General features: G+C 65.7%; 19 protein-coding genes, 1 tRNA gene, 1 pseudogene and 1 riboswitch. Of the genes and pseudogenes, 9 read left to right on the top strand and 12 right to left on the bottom strand.

Features of this window, described 5'->3' with window-relative positions:
- Positions 1–16 precede the first annotated feature (16 nt).
- Positions 17–238: pseudogene (locus WT53_RS07405) on the top strand (transposase); the annotation flags it as partial.
- A 205-nt stretch (positions 239–443) separates the two neighbouring features.
- Here the strand turns inward: WT53_RS07405 and WT53_RS07400 are convergent.
- The 9 genes from WT53_RS07400 to WT53_RS07360 all read right to left on the bottom strand — a co-directional run bounded on the left by WT53_RS07400 (position 444) and on the right by WT53_RS07360 (position 7,009).
- A tRNA-Lys gene (locus WT53_RS07400) sits at positions 444–520 on the bottom strand.
- A gap of 109 nt (positions 521–629) precedes the next feature.
- On the bottom strand, positions 630–1,379 hold the full coding sequence (gene ybgF, locus WT53_RS07395; RefSeq protein ID WP_011544679.1) for a tol-pal system protein YbgF: 750 nt from the start codon (positions 1,377–1,379) through the stop codon (positions 630–632).
- 19 nt (positions 1,380–1,398) lie between these two features.
- Entirely contained in the window at positions 1,399–1,911 is a 513-nt protein-coding gene (gene pal, locus WT53_RS07390; protein ID WP_060259023.1) for a peptidoglycan-associated lipoprotein Pal, read from the bottom strand.
- Between the two features lie 17 nt (positions 1,912–1,928).
- Complete coding sequence (gene tolB / locus WT53_RS07385; RefSeq protein ID WP_034206517.1) at positions 1,929–3,224, bottom strand: Tol-Pal system beta propeller repeat protein TolB; 1,296 nt, start codon at positions 3,222–3,224, stop codon at positions 1,929–1,931.
- Positions 3,225–3,333: 109 nt separating this feature from the next.
- Positions 3,334–4,389 carry a cell envelope integrity protein TolA gene (tolA, locus tag WT53_RS07380; RefSeq protein WP_034206518.1) on the bottom strand — a complete coding sequence of 352 codons (1,056 nt, stop codon included), beginning with the start codon at positions 4,387–4,389 and terminating at the stop codon, positions 3,334–3,336.
- Complete coding sequence (gene tolR / locus WT53_RS07375) at positions 4,386–4,835, bottom strand: protein TolR (RefSeq protein WP_006484943.1); 450 nt, start codon at positions 4,833–4,835, stop codon at positions 4,386–4,388. Before tolR ends, tolA begins: the two co-directional genes overlap by 4 nt.
- 10 nt (positions 4,836–4,845) lie before the next feature.
- Entirely contained in the window at positions 4,846–5,523 is a 678-nt protein-coding gene (gene tolQ, locus WT53_RS07370) for a protein TolQ (RefSeq protein WP_027783647.1), read from the bottom strand.
- 144 nt (positions 5,524–5,667) lie between these two features.
- Positions 5,668–6,156 (bottom strand): tol-pal system-associated acyl-CoA thioesterase, encoded by a 489-nt coding sequence (gene ybgC / locus WT53_RS07365; RefSeq protein ID WP_034206519.1) that lies wholly within the window; start codon positions 6,154–6,156, stop codon positions 5,668–5,670.
- A gap of 106 nt (positions 6,157–6,262) precedes the next feature.
- A complete protein-coding gene (locus tag WT53_RS07360; protein ID WP_034206520.1) occupies positions 6,263–7,009 on the bottom strand; it encodes an SDR family NAD(P)-dependent oxidoreductase in 747 nt (248 codons plus the stop codon).
- 180 nt (positions 7,010–7,189) lie between these two features.
- Positions 7,190–7,290, top strand: a riboswitch (ZMP/ZTP riboswitch).
- A gap of 137 nt (positions 7,291–7,427) precedes the next feature.
- Between WT53_RS07360 and glyA the strand changes: the two genes are divergently transcribed.
- The 7 genes from glyA to WT53_RS07325 all read left to right on the top strand — a co-directional run bounded on the left by glyA (position 7,428) and on the right by WT53_RS07325 (position 12,222).
- Positions 7,428–8,675: a serine hydroxymethyltransferase gene (gene glyA, locus WT53_RS07355; protein ID WP_034206521.1), complete on the top strand. Its 1,248-nt coding sequence runs from the start codon at positions 7,428–7,430 to the stop codon at positions 8,673–8,675.
- Between the two features lie 6 nt (positions 8,676–8,681).
- Positions 8,682–9,161: a transcriptional regulator NrdR gene (gene nrdR / locus WT53_RS07350; RefSeq protein WP_034206522.1), complete on the top strand. Its 480-nt coding sequence runs from the start codon at positions 8,682–8,684 to the stop codon at positions 9,159–9,161.
- Positions 9,162–9,314: 153 nt separating this feature from the next.
- The gene (locus tag WT53_RS07345; protein WP_034206523.1) at positions 9,315–9,878 is read left to right on the top strand and encodes a GspH/FimT family pseudopilin; all 564 of its coding nucleotides are present in this window, start codon (positions 9,315–9,317) and stop codon (positions 9,876–9,878) included.
- A gap of 5 nt (positions 9,879–9,883) precedes the next feature.
- Positions 9,884–10,285 (top strand): hypothetical protein, encoded by a 402-nt coding sequence (locus WT53_RS07340; protein WP_080747735.1) that lies wholly within the window; start codon positions 9,884–9,886, stop codon positions 10,283–10,285.
- Entirely contained in the window at positions 10,275–11,108 is an 834-nt protein-coding gene (locus WT53_RS07335; RefSeq protein WP_034206525.1) for a PilW family protein, read from the top strand. The genes WT53_RS07340 and WT53_RS07335 overlap by 11 nt, the downstream gene beginning before the upstream one ends.
- A gap of 206 nt (positions 11,109–11,314) precedes the next feature.
- A complete protein-coding gene (locus tag WT53_RS07330; RefSeq protein WP_034207841.1) occupies positions 11,315–11,779 on the top strand; it encodes a pilus assembly protein in 465 nt (154 codons plus the stop codon).
- Entirely contained in the window at positions 11,776–12,222 is a 447-nt protein-coding gene (locus WT53_RS07325) for a type IV pilin protein (RefSeq protein WP_034206526.1), read from the top strand. The genes WT53_RS07330 and WT53_RS07325 overlap by 4 nt, the downstream gene beginning before the upstream one ends.
- Positions 12,223–12,276: 54 nt before the next feature.
- Here the strand turns inward: WT53_RS07325 and WT53_RS07320 are convergent, their stop codons facing one another.
- The 3 genes from WT53_RS07320 to WT53_RS07310 form a co-directional block, all read right to left on the bottom strand.
- The gene (locus tag WT53_RS07320) at positions 12,277–12,720 is read right to left on the bottom strand and encodes a DUF3318 domain-containing protein (RefSeq protein WP_034206527.1); all 444 of its coding nucleotides are present in this window, start codon (positions 12,718–12,720) and stop codon (positions 12,277–12,279) included.
- 43 nt (positions 12,721–12,763) lie between these two features.
- Positions 12,764–13,153 carry a phage holin family protein gene (locus WT53_RS07315; RefSeq protein WP_034206528.1) on the bottom strand — a complete coding sequence of 130 codons (390 nt, stop codon included), beginning with the start codon at positions 13,151–13,153 and terminating at the stop codon, positions 12,764–12,766.
- Between the two features lie 119 nt (positions 13,154–13,272).
- Positions 13,273–13,575 carry a YqjD family protein gene (locus WT53_RS07310; protein ID WP_006494044.1) on the bottom strand — a complete coding sequence of 101 codons (303 nt, stop codon included), beginning with the start codon at positions 13,573–13,575 and terminating at the stop codon, positions 13,273–13,275.
- A gap of 317 nt (positions 13,576–13,892) precedes the next feature.
- Here WT53_RS07310 and WT53_RS07305 point away from each other — a divergent pair, with 317 nt between their 5' ends.
- The gene (locus WT53_RS07305; protein WP_006476788.1) at positions 13,893–14,531 is read left to right on the top strand and encodes a peroxiredoxin; all 639 of its coding nucleotides are present in this window, start codon (positions 13,893–13,895) and stop codon (positions 14,529–14,531) included.
- The last annotated feature ends 92 nt before the right edge of the window (positions 14,532–14,623 follow it).

Raw genomic sequence — 14,623 nt, 5'->3', positions numbered from 1 at the left:
GCGAGGCACCGGCTATATCATGCCGGTTACGAACGCGATTGAAAATATCAACTCGCAGTTGCGCAAGATCATCAAGACCCGTGGTCACTTCCCGAGCGACGAGGCCGCGACCAAACTCATCTGGCTGGCCTTGCGCAACATCACCGCGAATTGGGGAAGTGCCGCGCATGACTGGAAGACGGCCATGAACCAGTTCGCTATCCTTTACGCAGATCGGTTCGTTCGACCTTCCGTGTAATTACTCAACCTGCCTTGAACACGGAAATCCTGACACCCCCACTGCTTGAAATGAACCGGTCGGCGGCATAGCGAAGCTCTCGGCCCGTCGCACGTCGCTCCAACGCGACTCTGCACCAATGAGGTGGAAATTCTAAATTCGACACAAAAGCGGCAGACGCAAAAAAGCCTCCGCGAAGGAGGCTTTTTGCACTATCGAAGATAGTTGGTAGGGTGGGAGGGACTCGAACCCTCGACTCTCTGATTAAAAGTCAGATACTCTAACCAACTGAGTTACCACCCCACGTTCTTGAAACCGTGGCTGTTCGTTGCGTCAACAACCTGGGCGACGACCTAAAGAGCAAAAGATTATAGCGACGGGTTGCAGGGCTGTCAACAACCCATCACGATAATTATTTGATCGTTTCGAGCTTGCCCTGCGCCGTCTGCGCCGCGTTCGACCCGGCGTACTGCGACACGACCTGCTCGAACGTCTTCTTCGCGGCCGCCTTCTGGCCTTGCTCGAGCTGGTTCGTGCCGATCGCCACGAGGGCGTCGGCCGCGCGCGGGTGCTGCGGGAACTTGCTGACGATCCCTTGCCACGTCGCGGTCGAACCGCGGTAGTCGCGCAGCGCGTATTGCGCGTTGCCGTACCAGTACTGCGCGGTCGGCTGATAGGGGCTCTGCGGATACTTCGCGATGAACGCACGGAACGACGCCGCCGCCGCCTTGAAGTTGCCGTTGCGGAACTGCTGCTGCGCCGCGCTGAGCGCATCCGTTTCACCCGGCTGCACGGTGCCTTCGACACCATCGATCGTCGCCTGCTGCGGCTCGAACTTCTTGAGCCGCGTGTCGAGATCCTGGTAGTACTCCTTCTGCTGCCGCTCGAGCGTCGTCAGCCGGTTCGTCAGATCCTCGTTCTCGCCGCGCAGCGTCGCGACCTGCTGATTCAGCTGGTCGATACGGCCGGATTGATCGAGAATCGTACGCTGGGCGGCCGACAACTGGCTCGACAGGTTGTCGCTCTTGCTGCGCAGATCGAGTACGGCACGGCGCGCTTCGTTGTCGTCGAACATGCCGGCGTGCGCCGGCGCGGCCGACCACGCCGCGCCCGCGACGCAGAATGCTGCGGCAACGCGCAGCCAGGTTAAACGGTGCGTCATACGGCGATTCTTCCGTTACTTACTGTTGGTAGACGAGGTCGGCGCGACGGTTCTGCGCCCACGATGCTTCGTCGTGACCCATTGCCTGCGGCTTTTCCTTGCCGAGGCTCACGGCTTCCATTTGCGAATCGTTCACGCCGAGCAGGGCCATCGCACGGCGCACGGCTTCCGCACGCTTCTGGCCCAGCGCGAGGTTGTACTCGCTCGTGCCGCGTTCGTCGGTGTTGCCCTGGATCAGCACGTGGCGTTGCGGGTGGCTCTTCAGGTACTGCGCGTGCTGCTGCATCAGCGGCTGGTACTCGTCCTTCACCGAATAGCTGTCGAAATCGAAGTAGATGCTGCGCTTCGCGAGCGGGCTGTTCGGGTCGTTCAGCGGATCGACGTTCACTTGCGCGACATTGTCGGCGCTCGGCTGCGTGCTGACCGCGCCCGCGTTGTTCGCCTTGTCGTCGAGCTTCACGCCCGACTTGCACGCTGCGAGCGCGCTGATCATCATCACGGCCAGGGCCAGACGAGCTTTATTCGACATCATGGTTACTCTCCTTGTGGTCATTGCATGAAGGGCCCCCACGACGGCTCGCGAACGGAGCCGCCCTGGACGGACAGGATCTGCGGCGGCGCGCTGCCGTCGGAGGGCACTGCAGCCAGAACGTTGCGACCGCCCGACTGGGTCGCGTACAGAAGGTACTGGCCGTTTGCCGCGAAGCTCGGCGATTCGTCGCGATTGGTGTTCGTGATGGCGTTCGCCGCGCCGGTCTGCAGATCCTGAACGTACAGCTTGAAGCCCCCACCCGTGCGGGAGATGTAAGCGAGCAGCTTGCCGTCCGGGCTCACGCGCGGGCTCGTGTTGTAGCTGCCGGTGAAGGTCACGCGCTGTGCGGCGCCGGCGCTTTCGCCCTGTGCGGGCATCCGGTAGATTTGCGGCGCACCGCCACGGTCGCTCGTGAAGTAGATCCAGCGGCCGTCCGGCGAGTAGAACGGTTCGGTATCGATCGAGCTGCTCTGCGTGAGACGGCGCAGGCCGCCGCCGTTCGCGTTGACCGTATAGATTTGCGTATTGCCCGTCAGCGACAGCGCGACCGCGAGCGTGTTGCTGTCCGGCGACCATGCCGGTGCGCTGTTGTTGCCCTTCTGGTCAGAGACCATGTAGCGTTTGCCGGTCGGCAGGTCATGGATGTAGACGATCGGCTTCTTGCGCTCGAACGACACGTACGCGACCTTCGTGCCGCTCGGCGACCAGGCCGGCGAGATGATCGGTTCGGTGCTCGACAGCGCGATGCGCGCGTTCTGGCCGTCCGAATCCGAAATCTGCAACTGGTAGCGGTTGCCGGTCTTGATCACGTACGACAGGCGCGTGGCGAACACCCCGCGCACGCCGAGCAGCTTCTGGTAGATGTAGTCGGCGATCTTGTGGCCGGCCGTGCGCAGCGTGGTGTCGGTGGCCGTCAGCGACAGGCCGCCGAGGCTTTGCTGCTTCACGGTGTCGTACAGGATGAAGTTGACCTTGTACTGGCCGTTTGCGTCGCGGTTCACGCTGCCGGCCACGAACGCATTCGCGCCCTTGGCCTTCCATGCGCCGAGATCGACCGATGCGGTCTCCGGCACGGGCGTGCTGCCGGCGTCGATGTTGGTGAATTTGCCGCTGCGGGCGAGGTCGGCGCGAACGATCGACGTGACCTGCTGCGGCAGGTTCGCCTCGTTCGTGAAATTCGCGGTGGCGATGGGGAACTGGGTCGACCCGACACCGGTGATCAGCACGTTGACCTGGGCGTTAGCGGCGCTGCCGGCCGTAATCAGACACGAGGCCACGAGTGCCCTGAAACCTAGCTTTGTCATCAAACTCATGCTTCTTGCTTCCCGTATGGCTTGGATCGCTGCGCAACGGCAGAGACAGTAAAAATACCCGATTCGTTCCCATCTGACAGCGACGCCCGGAGTGTAAGCGCATTTCGTTTCACTCCGCTGCCTTGAAGGTGATCGTAATGTCAGACGGGGTACGACCGTTAGAATCGGGCGGCAACGGGACCGATGCGTGGATCGCATTGACCACGGCTTGATCCCACCCCGAATTCCCGCTCGAGCGGGAGACCGATGCGCTCAATACGTCACCGGACGGCGTGCACCGAATCTTGACGACGGTGGTCAGGCCTGCCCGCTCGCCGCCCCAAACGATGTTCGGCTTGACGCGGCGGCGCACCTTGTCGGCATAGCCGGGCGTCGCGGCATTGCCGCCGGAGCCCGTGCCCGTGCCGCTTTTCGCGAGGCCTTCGCCGCCGCCTTCGCCGGCGCCGGACAGCCCCTGCAACTGCGCGAGGCGCGCACTGCGCTCGCGGTCGAGCTTCGCGTTCGCTGCCGCATTGGCCTTCGCGCGCGCCGCGGCTTCGGCCTTCGCCTTGGCCTGCGCTTCCGCCTTTGCCTTCGCGGCTGCGTCGGCCTTTGCCTTCGCCGCCTGCTGCGCTTCGAGCTGAGCCTGCTTTTGCTGCTGGAGTTTCTGCTGTTCGAGCTTCTGCTGCTCGGCGAGCTGCTGTTGCTTGAGTTTCTCGGCCTGCTTCTGTTTGTCGCGTTCCGCGGCTTTCTGGGCGGCGAGCGCGGCGGCCTGTTGCGCGGCGAGCTGTGCGCGGCGCGCTTCCTCTTCCTGCTGGGCCTTCAGTTGCTGCGCGCGGCGCTGCTGCTCGAGCTGCGCTTCGCGCGCGGCCGCTTCCTGCTGACGTTTCTTCTGCTGCAGCGCGATGTCGGCCTGCTCGTCGCGTACCGGGGGAGGGGGCGGCGCGACCTTCGCGGGCGGCGTGGGCGCGACGACGGGCCGCGGCGCGGGGACATCGGGTACTTCGGTCCACAGCTCGGCTTCGGCGCCGGCCGGCGTGCTGTTCTGCCACTGCACGCCGTGATAGAGGAACAGCGCGAGCAGCACGTGCATCAGCGCGGCGAGCGCGAACGCGCGCCACGTCCCACGCTCGCGGGGAGGCTGGAGCGGGTACGCGGATCTGCGCGTGGATTGCTGCCGGTTCATTGCGATTTGACGAGGAGGCCGACGCGCTTGACGCCGCGCGCCTTCAGATCGGACATCACGGTCATGACGGCATCGTACTGCACGGTCTTGTCGGCTGCGATCACGACCGGCTGGTCAGGGTGATCGGCCTGCCGGGCCGAGATGAAGCTGTCGAGCTCGGCCTTCGTCATCGTGTCTTCCTGGGTCGCGCCCGAGTCGCCCTTGTACTTGACGCTCATCGTGCGGTCGGCCTTGATGTTGACGACGACGGGCGGCGTCTGCTCCTGCGGCGCGGCGTTGCCGACGGTCGGCAGGTTGATGATCGACGGCGCGACGAGCGGTGCGGTGACCATGAAGATCACGAGCAGCACCAGCATCACGTCGATGTACGGCACGACGTTGATGTCGGCCATCGCGCGGCGCGAGCGGCCGCCGCGCATGCTGGATCGGATGGGGCTTCCTGCCATGGCGCGCTCCTTACTGGGCCTGACGCTGCAGGATGTTCGAGAACTCTTCGATGAAGGTCTCGAAGCGGATCGCGAGGCGGTCGATGTCGTGCGCGTAGCGGTTGTACGCGACCACCGCCGGAATTGCGGCGAACAGGCCGATCGCGGTGGCGACGAGCGCTTCGGCGATACCGGGCGCGACGTTCGCGAGCGTGGCCTGCTGCACGTTCGCAAGGCCGCGGAACGAGTTCATGATCCCCCAGACCGTGCCGAACAGACCGATGTACGGGCTGACCGAGCCGACCGACGCGAGGAACGCGAGGTTGGCTTCGAGCACGTCCATTTCACGCTGGAACGACGCACGCATCGCGCGGCGCGCACCGTCGAGCACGAGGCCCGGATCGCTGAGGCGTTTTTCCTTCGCCTTGAGGAATTCGCGCATCCCCGATTCGAAGATCCGCTCGAGTGCGCCGATCGTGTGGCGGTTGTTGGCTGCGCTCTGATACAGCGCCTGCAGGTCGCCGCCCGACCAGAAATCCTTCTCGAAGCGTTCGGTTTGCGCGCGCGCACGGCGGATCGCGAACCACTTGCGGAAGATGAAGGTCCACGACATCAGCGACAGCAGCAGCAGCAGTCCCATCACGGCCTGGGCCAGCACGCTCGCGTTGAGGACGAGGGAAATGATCGACAGGTCTTGAGCAGTATTCATAGAGGTTTGAGTAACGTCCCTTCGGGAGTGCCCGGCAAGGGCGTCCGGTGTGCGTGCGGCGCGGCGCGCCGGCCATGCCTGACGCCGAACCTTGCTTAGTATCGAATCAGAACGGCAAGTTCATAGGCTGTGTCTAAACGGCGCTCATGCGAGCTTCGTTGACAGGCCAGGCTGCCCGGCGTCGTCGATGACGGGCCCGCGTTGCAGCGCGTCGAGCACGGCCGGCGGGATGGCCGCGGGCCGGATGCCGTGACGGTCGACGCAGCCGAGGCGGATGTGCCCGGCCACGAGCAGCGTGTCGCCACACCAGGCTTCCTGCGTGAATTCCACCGACGCGCGGCCGATGCGTCCGGGCCGGCTCGTGATCGTCAGCGTGTCGTCGAGTCGCGCCGGCGCGCGGTAGTCGAGCGACGTGCTGCGCACGATGAAGATCGCGCCGGTATCGTCGGCGAGCCGGCGCTGGTCGACGCCGCATGCGCGAAGCCACTCGGTGCGGGCGCGCTCGAAGAACTTCAGGTAGTTGGCATAGAAGACGATGCCGCCTGCATCGGTATCCTCGTAGTACACGCGCACCGGCCAGATAAAGCCGGACGGCGCTTCCGGGGAGCGGGTGGGCTGAGTCATGGCGCGCATTCTACCGGAACGCAGGAACCGGATTCGTAACGGTTTCGTAACGGAATGTAGTGTGACGCGGCACACCGCGGGCCGGCCGGAGGCGGCCGCGGCGGTGCGCGATGCGTCAGCCGCGATGGATCGCGAGGCCGGCCGGCGCCTGGGCGACCGGCATCATCTCGATCGTATTGATGTTCACGTGCGCCGGGCGCGTCGCGATCCAGTAGATCGTGTCGGCGATGTCCTCGGACGTGAGCGGCTGGACGTTCTGGTACACGTTCGCGGCCTTCGCGTCGTCGCCGCGGAAGCGGACGTTCGAGAATTCCGTGCCGCCGCACAGGCCCGGCTCGATGTCGGTCACGCGCAACGGCGTGCCGATCAGGTCGGCGCGCAGGTTCAGGCTGAATTGTCGGACAAAAGCCTTGGTTGCGCCGTATACGTTCCCGCCCGGATACGGATAGGTGCCGGCAACCGAACCGAGGTTGAAGATATGGCCGCGGCCGCGCTCGATCATGCCGGGCAGCAGCGCATGCGTGACGGTCACGAGGCCCGAGCAGTTCGTGTCGATCATGGTCTGCCATTCGTCGAGGCTGGCCTTATGGGCCGGCTCGACGCCAAGCGCGAGGCCGGCGTTGTTGACGAGCACGTCGAGCGCCGCGAATTCGGCGGGAAGGGCGGCCGGCACGGCTTCGACGGCCGCGCGGTCGCGTACGTCGAGCTCGAGCGGCAGAAGGGCATCGCCGAGCTCGGCGGCGAGCGCATCGAGACGATCCTTGCGGCGCGCGGTTGCGACCACGCGGTGGCCTCCCTTCACGAAGGCACGGGAGATGGCGGCGCCGAAACCGGCGGACGCGCCTGTGACGAACACGATCATTACTGCTCCTGGTCGGTGACGTGATAGCGGGTGGAATCCTGCAAGCCTACTGAGAATGCCGCACCGCGGCAAGGCGACGAAGCGTTTCGGCGCGGGCGCGTAAAACCTGGCCCCAATTGATTCGGGCGCCCCGCCGCGCGGTTGCCTATTCATGACGCATCCAATACACTAATGCGCTCATCACCCCTGCGTGACTGGCGATAGAACCCTTCGGGTTCAAGGTGGAGCATCCCACCGTGAAGCGCGGGGCGCTGTTTTTGCCGTTCGCCTGGGCAGCCGTTGTGCGCCGTCGCGTGCATCGCCGGTGGCTGTCCTGCCTCGCGTCATACGGATTCTTCCGCCACGTCGAGCTGGTCTTGCCAGCAGCGCACCGTACTTGGCCACTCCGGTCAACCTGTACACACTTAACGGAAACCGTATGTTTGACAGAGCCCAAAGCACCATCGCGAACGTCGATCCCGAAATCTTTGCAGCGATCGAGCAGGAAAACCGCCGCCAGGAAGATCACATCGAGCTGATCGCGTCGGAAAACTACACGAGCCCGGCCGTGATGGCCGCGCAGGGCTCGCAGCTCACGAACAAGTACGCGGAAGGGTATCCGGGCAAGCGCTACTACGGTGGCTGCGAGTACGTCGACGTGGTCGAGCAGCTGGCGATCGACCGTGTGAAGCAACTGTTCGGCGCGGAAGCGGCGAACGTGCAGCCGAACTCCGGTTCGCAGGCGAACCAGGGCGTGTTCTTCGCGATGCTCAAGCCGGGCGACACGATCATGGGCATGAGCCTCGCGCATGGCGGCCACCTGACGCACGGCTCGCCGGTGAACATGTCGGGCAAGTGGTTCAACGTGGTGAGCTACGGCCTGAACGAAAACGAAGACATCGACTATGACGCGGCCGAGCAGCTCGCGCAGGAACACAAGCCGAAGCTGATCGTCGCGGGCGCGTCGGCGTTTGCGCTGAAGATCGATTTCGAGCGTCTGGCGAAGATCGCGAAGTCGGTCGGCGCGTACCTGATGGTCGACATGGCCCACTACGCAGGCCTGATCGCGGCGGGCGTGTACCCGAACCCGGTGCCGCACGCGGATTTCGTGACGACGACGACGCACAAGAGCCTGCGCGGCCCGCGCGGCGGCGTGATCCTGATGAAGGCCGAGTACGAGAAGCCGATCAACTCGGCGATCTTCCCGGGGATCCAGGGCGGCCCGCTGATGCACGTGATCGCGGCGAAGGCCGTGGCGTTCAAGGAAGCGCTGTCGCCGGAGTTCAAGGAATACCAGCAGAAGGTCGTCGAGAACGCGCGCGTGCTGGCCGAAACGCTGGTGAAGCGCGGCCTGCGCATCGTGTCGGGCCGTACGGAAAGCCACGTGATGCTGGTCGATCTGCGCGCGAAGAACATCACGGGCAAGGCAGCGGAAGCGGCGCTCGGTGCGGCGCACATCACGGTGAACAAGAACGCGATCCCGAACGACCCGGAAAAGCCGTTCGTGACGAGCGGCATCCGTCTCGGTTCGCCGGCGATGACGACGCGCGGCTTCGGGCCGGCGGAAGCCGAGCAGGTGGGCAACCTGATTGCCGACGTGCTGGAGAACCCGGAAGACGCAGCGACGATCGAGCGCGTACGCGCGCAGGTCGCCGAGCTGACCAAGCGTTTCCCGGTCTACCGCTGATCGCCGATGCGCTGCCCGTTCTGCCGGCATGACGACACGCAGGTCGTTGACTCGCGCGTGTCCGAAGATGGCGCCGCGATTCGGCGGCGCCGTCGCTGCTCGGCTTGCGACAAGCGTTTCACGACGTACGAGCGGGTCGAGTTGTCCCTGCCGTTCGTCGTGAAGAAGGACGGCAGTCGCACGGAATTCGACCGTCGCAAGATCGTCGCCAGCATGCAACTCGCGCTGCGCAAGCGGCCGGTTGCCGCCGACGCGATCGATGCGGCGGTCGCCCGTATCGAATATCAACTGCTCGCGACTGGCGAGCGCGAAGTGCGTAGCGAGAAGCTGGGCGAACTCGTGATGAACGAGTTGCGCGGCCTCGATACGATCGCCTATGTGCGCTTCGCATCGGTGTATCGCCAGTTCGAGGACGTTTCCGAATTTGCCGACGTGATCGAAGAGTTCCGTCGCACCTCTCCCGCCAAGACCCCACGTAAGCGCTGACGCGCTGCGTTCGTTCATCGTCTGCTCCGTTGATTCGATTCGCGTCGATTGTGTCGGCTGCGATCGCATGTCGCCAGTCGGCCGTTCGGCCAATGGCGCGCGTCCGCACGCGCCGCTACAGTCGTCGCATTACCGTGGCGGAGGACGATTGCGATGGAACTGGGCGCCCAATCCTTGAAGAATGTGGTGCAACGACCGGGCGGATTCACGCTCGTCGAGCTGATGGTCGCCATGTCGCTGGCGGCGGGGCTCGCGCTCTATGCGGTACCCACGTTCGACCAGTGGCGCATGCGCGAACGGGTGGATGCCCGTTCGCGTGCGCTGCTCGGTGCGCTGTCGTTTGCACGTGCCGAGGCAACGCGTCTCGGCACGCGCGTCACGCTGTGCCGTGCCGGGCGCGACGGTGTCTGTCTGCGCGCCGGCGAGCGATGCGAACCGGCCGAATGGTCGTGCGACTGGCTCGTCAGCGGGCTGGTCGACGGGCAATCGCGTGTGCTGCGACGCTACCCGCGCGATGCGGCAGTGGCCGTTTCGGGCGCCGCACATGAGCTTGCGTTTGCGCCGCCGGTCGGACAGTCGGTCGGCGGAATCCGGCGTTTCGAGGTGCGTCCGCGGCGCAGCGTGTCCGGCGCCGACGATGCGCACGCGTCGCGTTGCGTGCGGATTGCGGCAGGCGGCCGCGCGCGAGTGGTCGCCGGCCGTTGCGACGCGGTGTGATCGCCATGCGCGATGCCATGCGCGGTACGTCGTTGATCGAGGCGACGCTGGCCATCGCGCTGCTCGCCACCGTCATGCTGGCAGTAGCCGGCAGCCAGCTCGCGATGGCGCGTGCGCAGCGCGCGACGATCTGGCGCGAACGCGCGCTGTGGCTGGCCGACGCGCGTATCGAGCGCCTGCATGCTGCGGCCGCGGCTGACGACGGCCTCGCGGCGCTGGCGGCGGCGTCGTTGCCGGATGGCGCGATGACACTCGCCGGTGGGCCGGGCGGCGTCCGCTATGCGATTGTCCGCTGGCGTGGCGGCAATGGAAGCGCGCCGCCGCGCTGCGACGCGGCGGGAACGTCGACGCGACCGCCATCGTGTGTCCGGATGCCGTTTCGCGAGCGGGCAGGCGATGAACGCTGATCGCCGTACGCGTGGGCATACGCTGCTCGAAGTGCTGATCGCGATGACCGTCGGGTTTCTCGTGCTCGCGGCGGCCGGTGCGTTATACCACGCACAGCGCATTGCGCAGCGCCGCGCGGAAGATGGGTTCAGGATGCGCGACGCGGCCACGACCGCGCTGATGCTGATCGGTCAGCAGCTCCAAATGGCAGGATTCCGGCCGCTCGATGCCGAAGCGGCATCGTCGTTGCCGCCGGTGTTCGGGTGTTCGGCGGCGCGCGTGCGGGGGAGCGGCGCACAGGTGCGCTGCGAGCCCTCGCGCCTGTCATCGGACGCGTTGCTGATCCGGTATGTCGGCGATGCCGTATCGACGTGGGCGACGGTGAGCGGTCAGGCGACGGATTGCCTCGGGCAGGGTGTCGGCGTGCCGGGCGAACCGGCGCCGGTGGAGAATCGCTTCGACGCGCATATCAGTCCGTCGACGGGCGAGCCCGAACTGTATTGCGAAGGAAGCGGTCGGCCGGGTACGCCGCAGCCCGTCGTGGCGGGAATCGATCAATTGCGCATGCGCTATCTGCGTCGCGGCGCCACGCAGTTTGTCGACGCCGATGCGATACGTGCCGACGACTGGCGCGAGGTCGTGGCCGTGCATGTCTGCGTGCGGGCGCGCGGCGAGCCGATGCGCGAACCGACGCGGCATGTCGACTGCGACGGTCGCGCCGCCTTGGCGCCGGACGGTCGTGCACGTTTGACGCTCGATCGAATCGTCGCGTTGCGGAACGTCGCGCTTCCATCCGACGTTGCGTTGCATGATGCAACGCGAGCAAGCGGGGTGGCGCGATGAGCGGAGCAGCGCAGTATGCGCGGGACACCCTCTCCCGATGCGTTGACCCAGGCCACGCGCATGAGTACACGGTCGCGCGCGGCGGCGACCGGCAGCAGAGAGCATGCGCGGGCCGTTCGGCGGCGAGCCCGCGCGAGCCGCACATGCATTTGCGCTCGACCCGCCGCGCCTGGCGTCGCGACGCGGGTCTTGCGTTGCCCGCGGTGATTGCGGTCGGCGCAGCGATCGCAGCACTGACCGGCACGTGGTTCGACGCGGCATTGACGGAGTCGCGCCGCACCCGCGCGTTGTCGGATCGGCTGATCGCCTTCCACGCGGCCGATGCCGCGCTTGCCGCGTGCACCTGGCGATTGCTGCGCGGCTCGGCGCCGTATGTGAACGAAAGCGAATCGCATGCGGAACCCGTCGCATGGCGACGCATGCCGCCGCTGGCGGCGGTCGAAGCATTCGCGCCATTCGCCGGTTGGCCGACGGCCGCGCAACCGCCGCGATGCCTGATCGAGGCGTGGCGGCGCACGGCAGGGCAGGCCGGCGAGCGCACTTACCTGGTCACCGCGCGCGGCGTCGGCGCGCACGCGTCGAGCGCCGTGTGGCTGCAACACCAGGTCGCGATACGCGACGGCCACATCGTCGTGCTGCGCTGGCGTCGTGTCGCGGCGGTGCTTCGATGAACGGCCGCCTGTCGATGGGCCGAGCGGCAGGATTCACGCTGATCGAACTGATGATCGTGCTTGCGATCGTCGCGGTGCTGGCCGGATGGGGTATTCCGTCGTATCGCGAGCATGTCGTGCGTGTTCACCGCGCGTCGGCGGTGTCCGCGCTGTACCGTGCGGCCCAGTATCTCGAAACGCTGGACGGTGCGCCGCCTGCAGCATTGCCGGATGCGCTCGCGCACGCGCCGCCGGACGGGCATGCCGTGTATCGATTGACGCTCGGGCGGCCCGACGGCGACGATTCGCCGGTGAGCTACGAACTGGCAGCGACGCCGCTCGACACCAGCCCGATGCGCGACGATGCATGCGGCACGTTCACGCTGCGCTCGGATGGCACGAAGGGCAATGCAGGAAACGATGGCGCCGACGAACCGGGCGCTGTCTGCTGGGGCGGGCGCTGAGTTCGCAAGGAAGGCGCGCAGCGGCTATGGCCGTGCGCGCGGGGATGCCGACGGTCAGTCGTCGTGTGCGTCGAGCCCGCGCTCGTCGCGGGACTGCTTCCAGATCCGGTAGACCTCCCATGCGGCGAAGCCGAGCGTGCCCCACTTCAACGCGGGGCCCGCACTCGCGCGCAGCAGCGAGCGAACGGGTTTCGCCAGCACGAGCGACGCGAGCGAGCTCAACATCGGATACTGGTTGACGAGCTGGCCGAGGCTTGCGTTCAGGTTCTTGGCCGACTGGCCGAACTTGTGGGAGGACAGGCCGGGGATGAACACCTTGAGCCAACTGAAGCGCGTGACGGCCTGACGCATTTCGGCGGCGGCTTCCGCGAGTTCGAGCCGCTCGACTTCGGATCGCAGGATCAGCAATTCCTTGCGGAGCGCGCGGTGCTGCGATGCGCTCCAGTTCGATCGCGACGAATGGGAGCGGGATGAATTGCCCGTGATGTTCTGGCTCATGGCGCGTCGGCGAGATAGGTAGGAGGGGTGAGCGCGAGGGCGTTCACGACTTGCCGCGGAACAGCTCGCGGTCTTTCTCGAGTTCGGCGAGCGTCGCCTCGAACACGGTCGGCGCGTCGCGCAGGCCCGAGCGGGCCTTCAACGCGCACACGATGCCGCCAACGGCATACAGCGCGGTGATCGCGGCGAGCGCCTGCCAGCGGTAGGTATCCCAGAACGCGATCGCGACCAGCACGGTCAGGCTGATGAGCGCCATCGTCGCGAGCATCATCGCGGCGAGTCCGAGGAACAGCACGCCCATCAGGCGTTCCTTCTCCTCGGCGAGCTCGATGCCCACCAGTTCGAGGCGCGTCTGCAGAAGGCCGATGGCGGAGCCGACGAGGCGGCGCAGCGGTCCTTGACCGGACGGCTGCGAGGGGGTGTCTGTCGTCATGGATGAGGGGCTTGCGCGTGCAGTGAGCAGCTAGGACAAAGCCGGCCGGCGCAGCCGGCTGGCTTCGACGCCCGCGGGCCGCGCGACGCGGCCTGCGGGACGAAACGGCGCCAAGCGCGTTACTTGCGGTTGATCAGCAGGCCGATCAGCACGCCGACGCCGGCGGCCACGCCGATCGACGTCCACGGATGCTCGTGCACGTAGTCGTCGGTCGCGCGCGCGGCCTTCTTGCCTTTCTCGACCACCACGACCTGGACGTCGGCCGCCTTTTCCTTGGCCTGCTTCAGGCGAGACATGGCCTTCTCGCGCAGCTCGGCCGCACGGTCGCCCGTGCTGCTCGCCGCTTGCTTGAGCAGGTCTTCGGCGTCCGAGAGAACGGTTTTGATATCCGACATCAGTTTCTCCTTGTTGATTTCCGACATTGCAACTCCCTTCGTGCTGTCATGCTGCAGGTTCACATCGTAGCGAAACCCCTGCCTGCTGGCGAGCCGGGAAGACACACGGCGGCAGCGCAAGACTGCATGGTAAACGACTTGTAATCATGAACAGAGCGACAAAGGATTGAAAAGTTTCCCTCGCGGCCCTCCGCCCCGCGACGACGCCGGGTAAAAATGACAAAAAAGTATGAATATCAAACGGAATAATCGTTCGCACGGCCCATTGCTTCCCGTAAGCTGATGGACTGCCTCGCGCTGTCCGGCGCGCGGTTTCAACCAGCATCGTTCGAGGAGGGAACATCATGAGTCTGCGTCTTGGCGACATCGCACCGGATTTCGAGCAGGAATCGAGCCTGGGCACCATCAAGTTTCACGAGTGGCTCGGCAACAGCTGGGGTGTCCTGTTCTCCCATCCGGCCGACTACACGCCGGTGTGCACGACCGAACTCGGGCTGACCTCGAAGCTGAAGGGCGAATTCGAGAAGCGCAACGTGAAGGTGATCGCGCTGTCGGTCGACGGCGTCGAATCGCACAAGGGCTGGATCAACGACATCAACGAAACGCAGTCGACGGTCGTGGGCTTCCCGATCATCGCCGACGCGGATCGCAAGGTATCGCAGCTGTACGACATGATTCACCCGAACGCGAACGAAACGCTGACGGTGCGTTCGCTGTTCGTGATCGACCCGAACAAGAAGGTGCGGCTCACGATCACCTATCCGGCCAGCACGGGGCGCAACTTCGACGAAGTGCTGCGCGTGATCGATTCGTTGCAACTGACCGACAATTACAAGGTCGCGACGCCCGGCAACTGGAAGGACGGCGACGACGTCGTGATCGTGCCGTCGCTGCAGGATCCGGAAGAGTTGAAGAAGCGCTTCCCGAAGGGCTTCAACGCGGTGCGTCCGTATCTGCGCCTGACGCCGCAGCCGAACAAGTAAGCAGTGGCAGCCCGGAGCCGCGGCTGCGACGACGAAGGCCCGCCCGGCAGCGATGCCGGGCGGGCCTTTTCCGTGGCGGCGTGCGCGGGCGC

This window comes from Burkholderia sp. MSMB2157WGS (assembly GCF_001532755.1).
GTDB lineage: Bacteria > Pseudomonadota > Gammaproteobacteria > Burkholderiales > Burkholderiaceae > Burkholderia.
The sequence above is the reverse complement of the archived record's forward strand: the minus strand, read 5'-3'. Positions and strand labels throughout refer to the sequence as shown.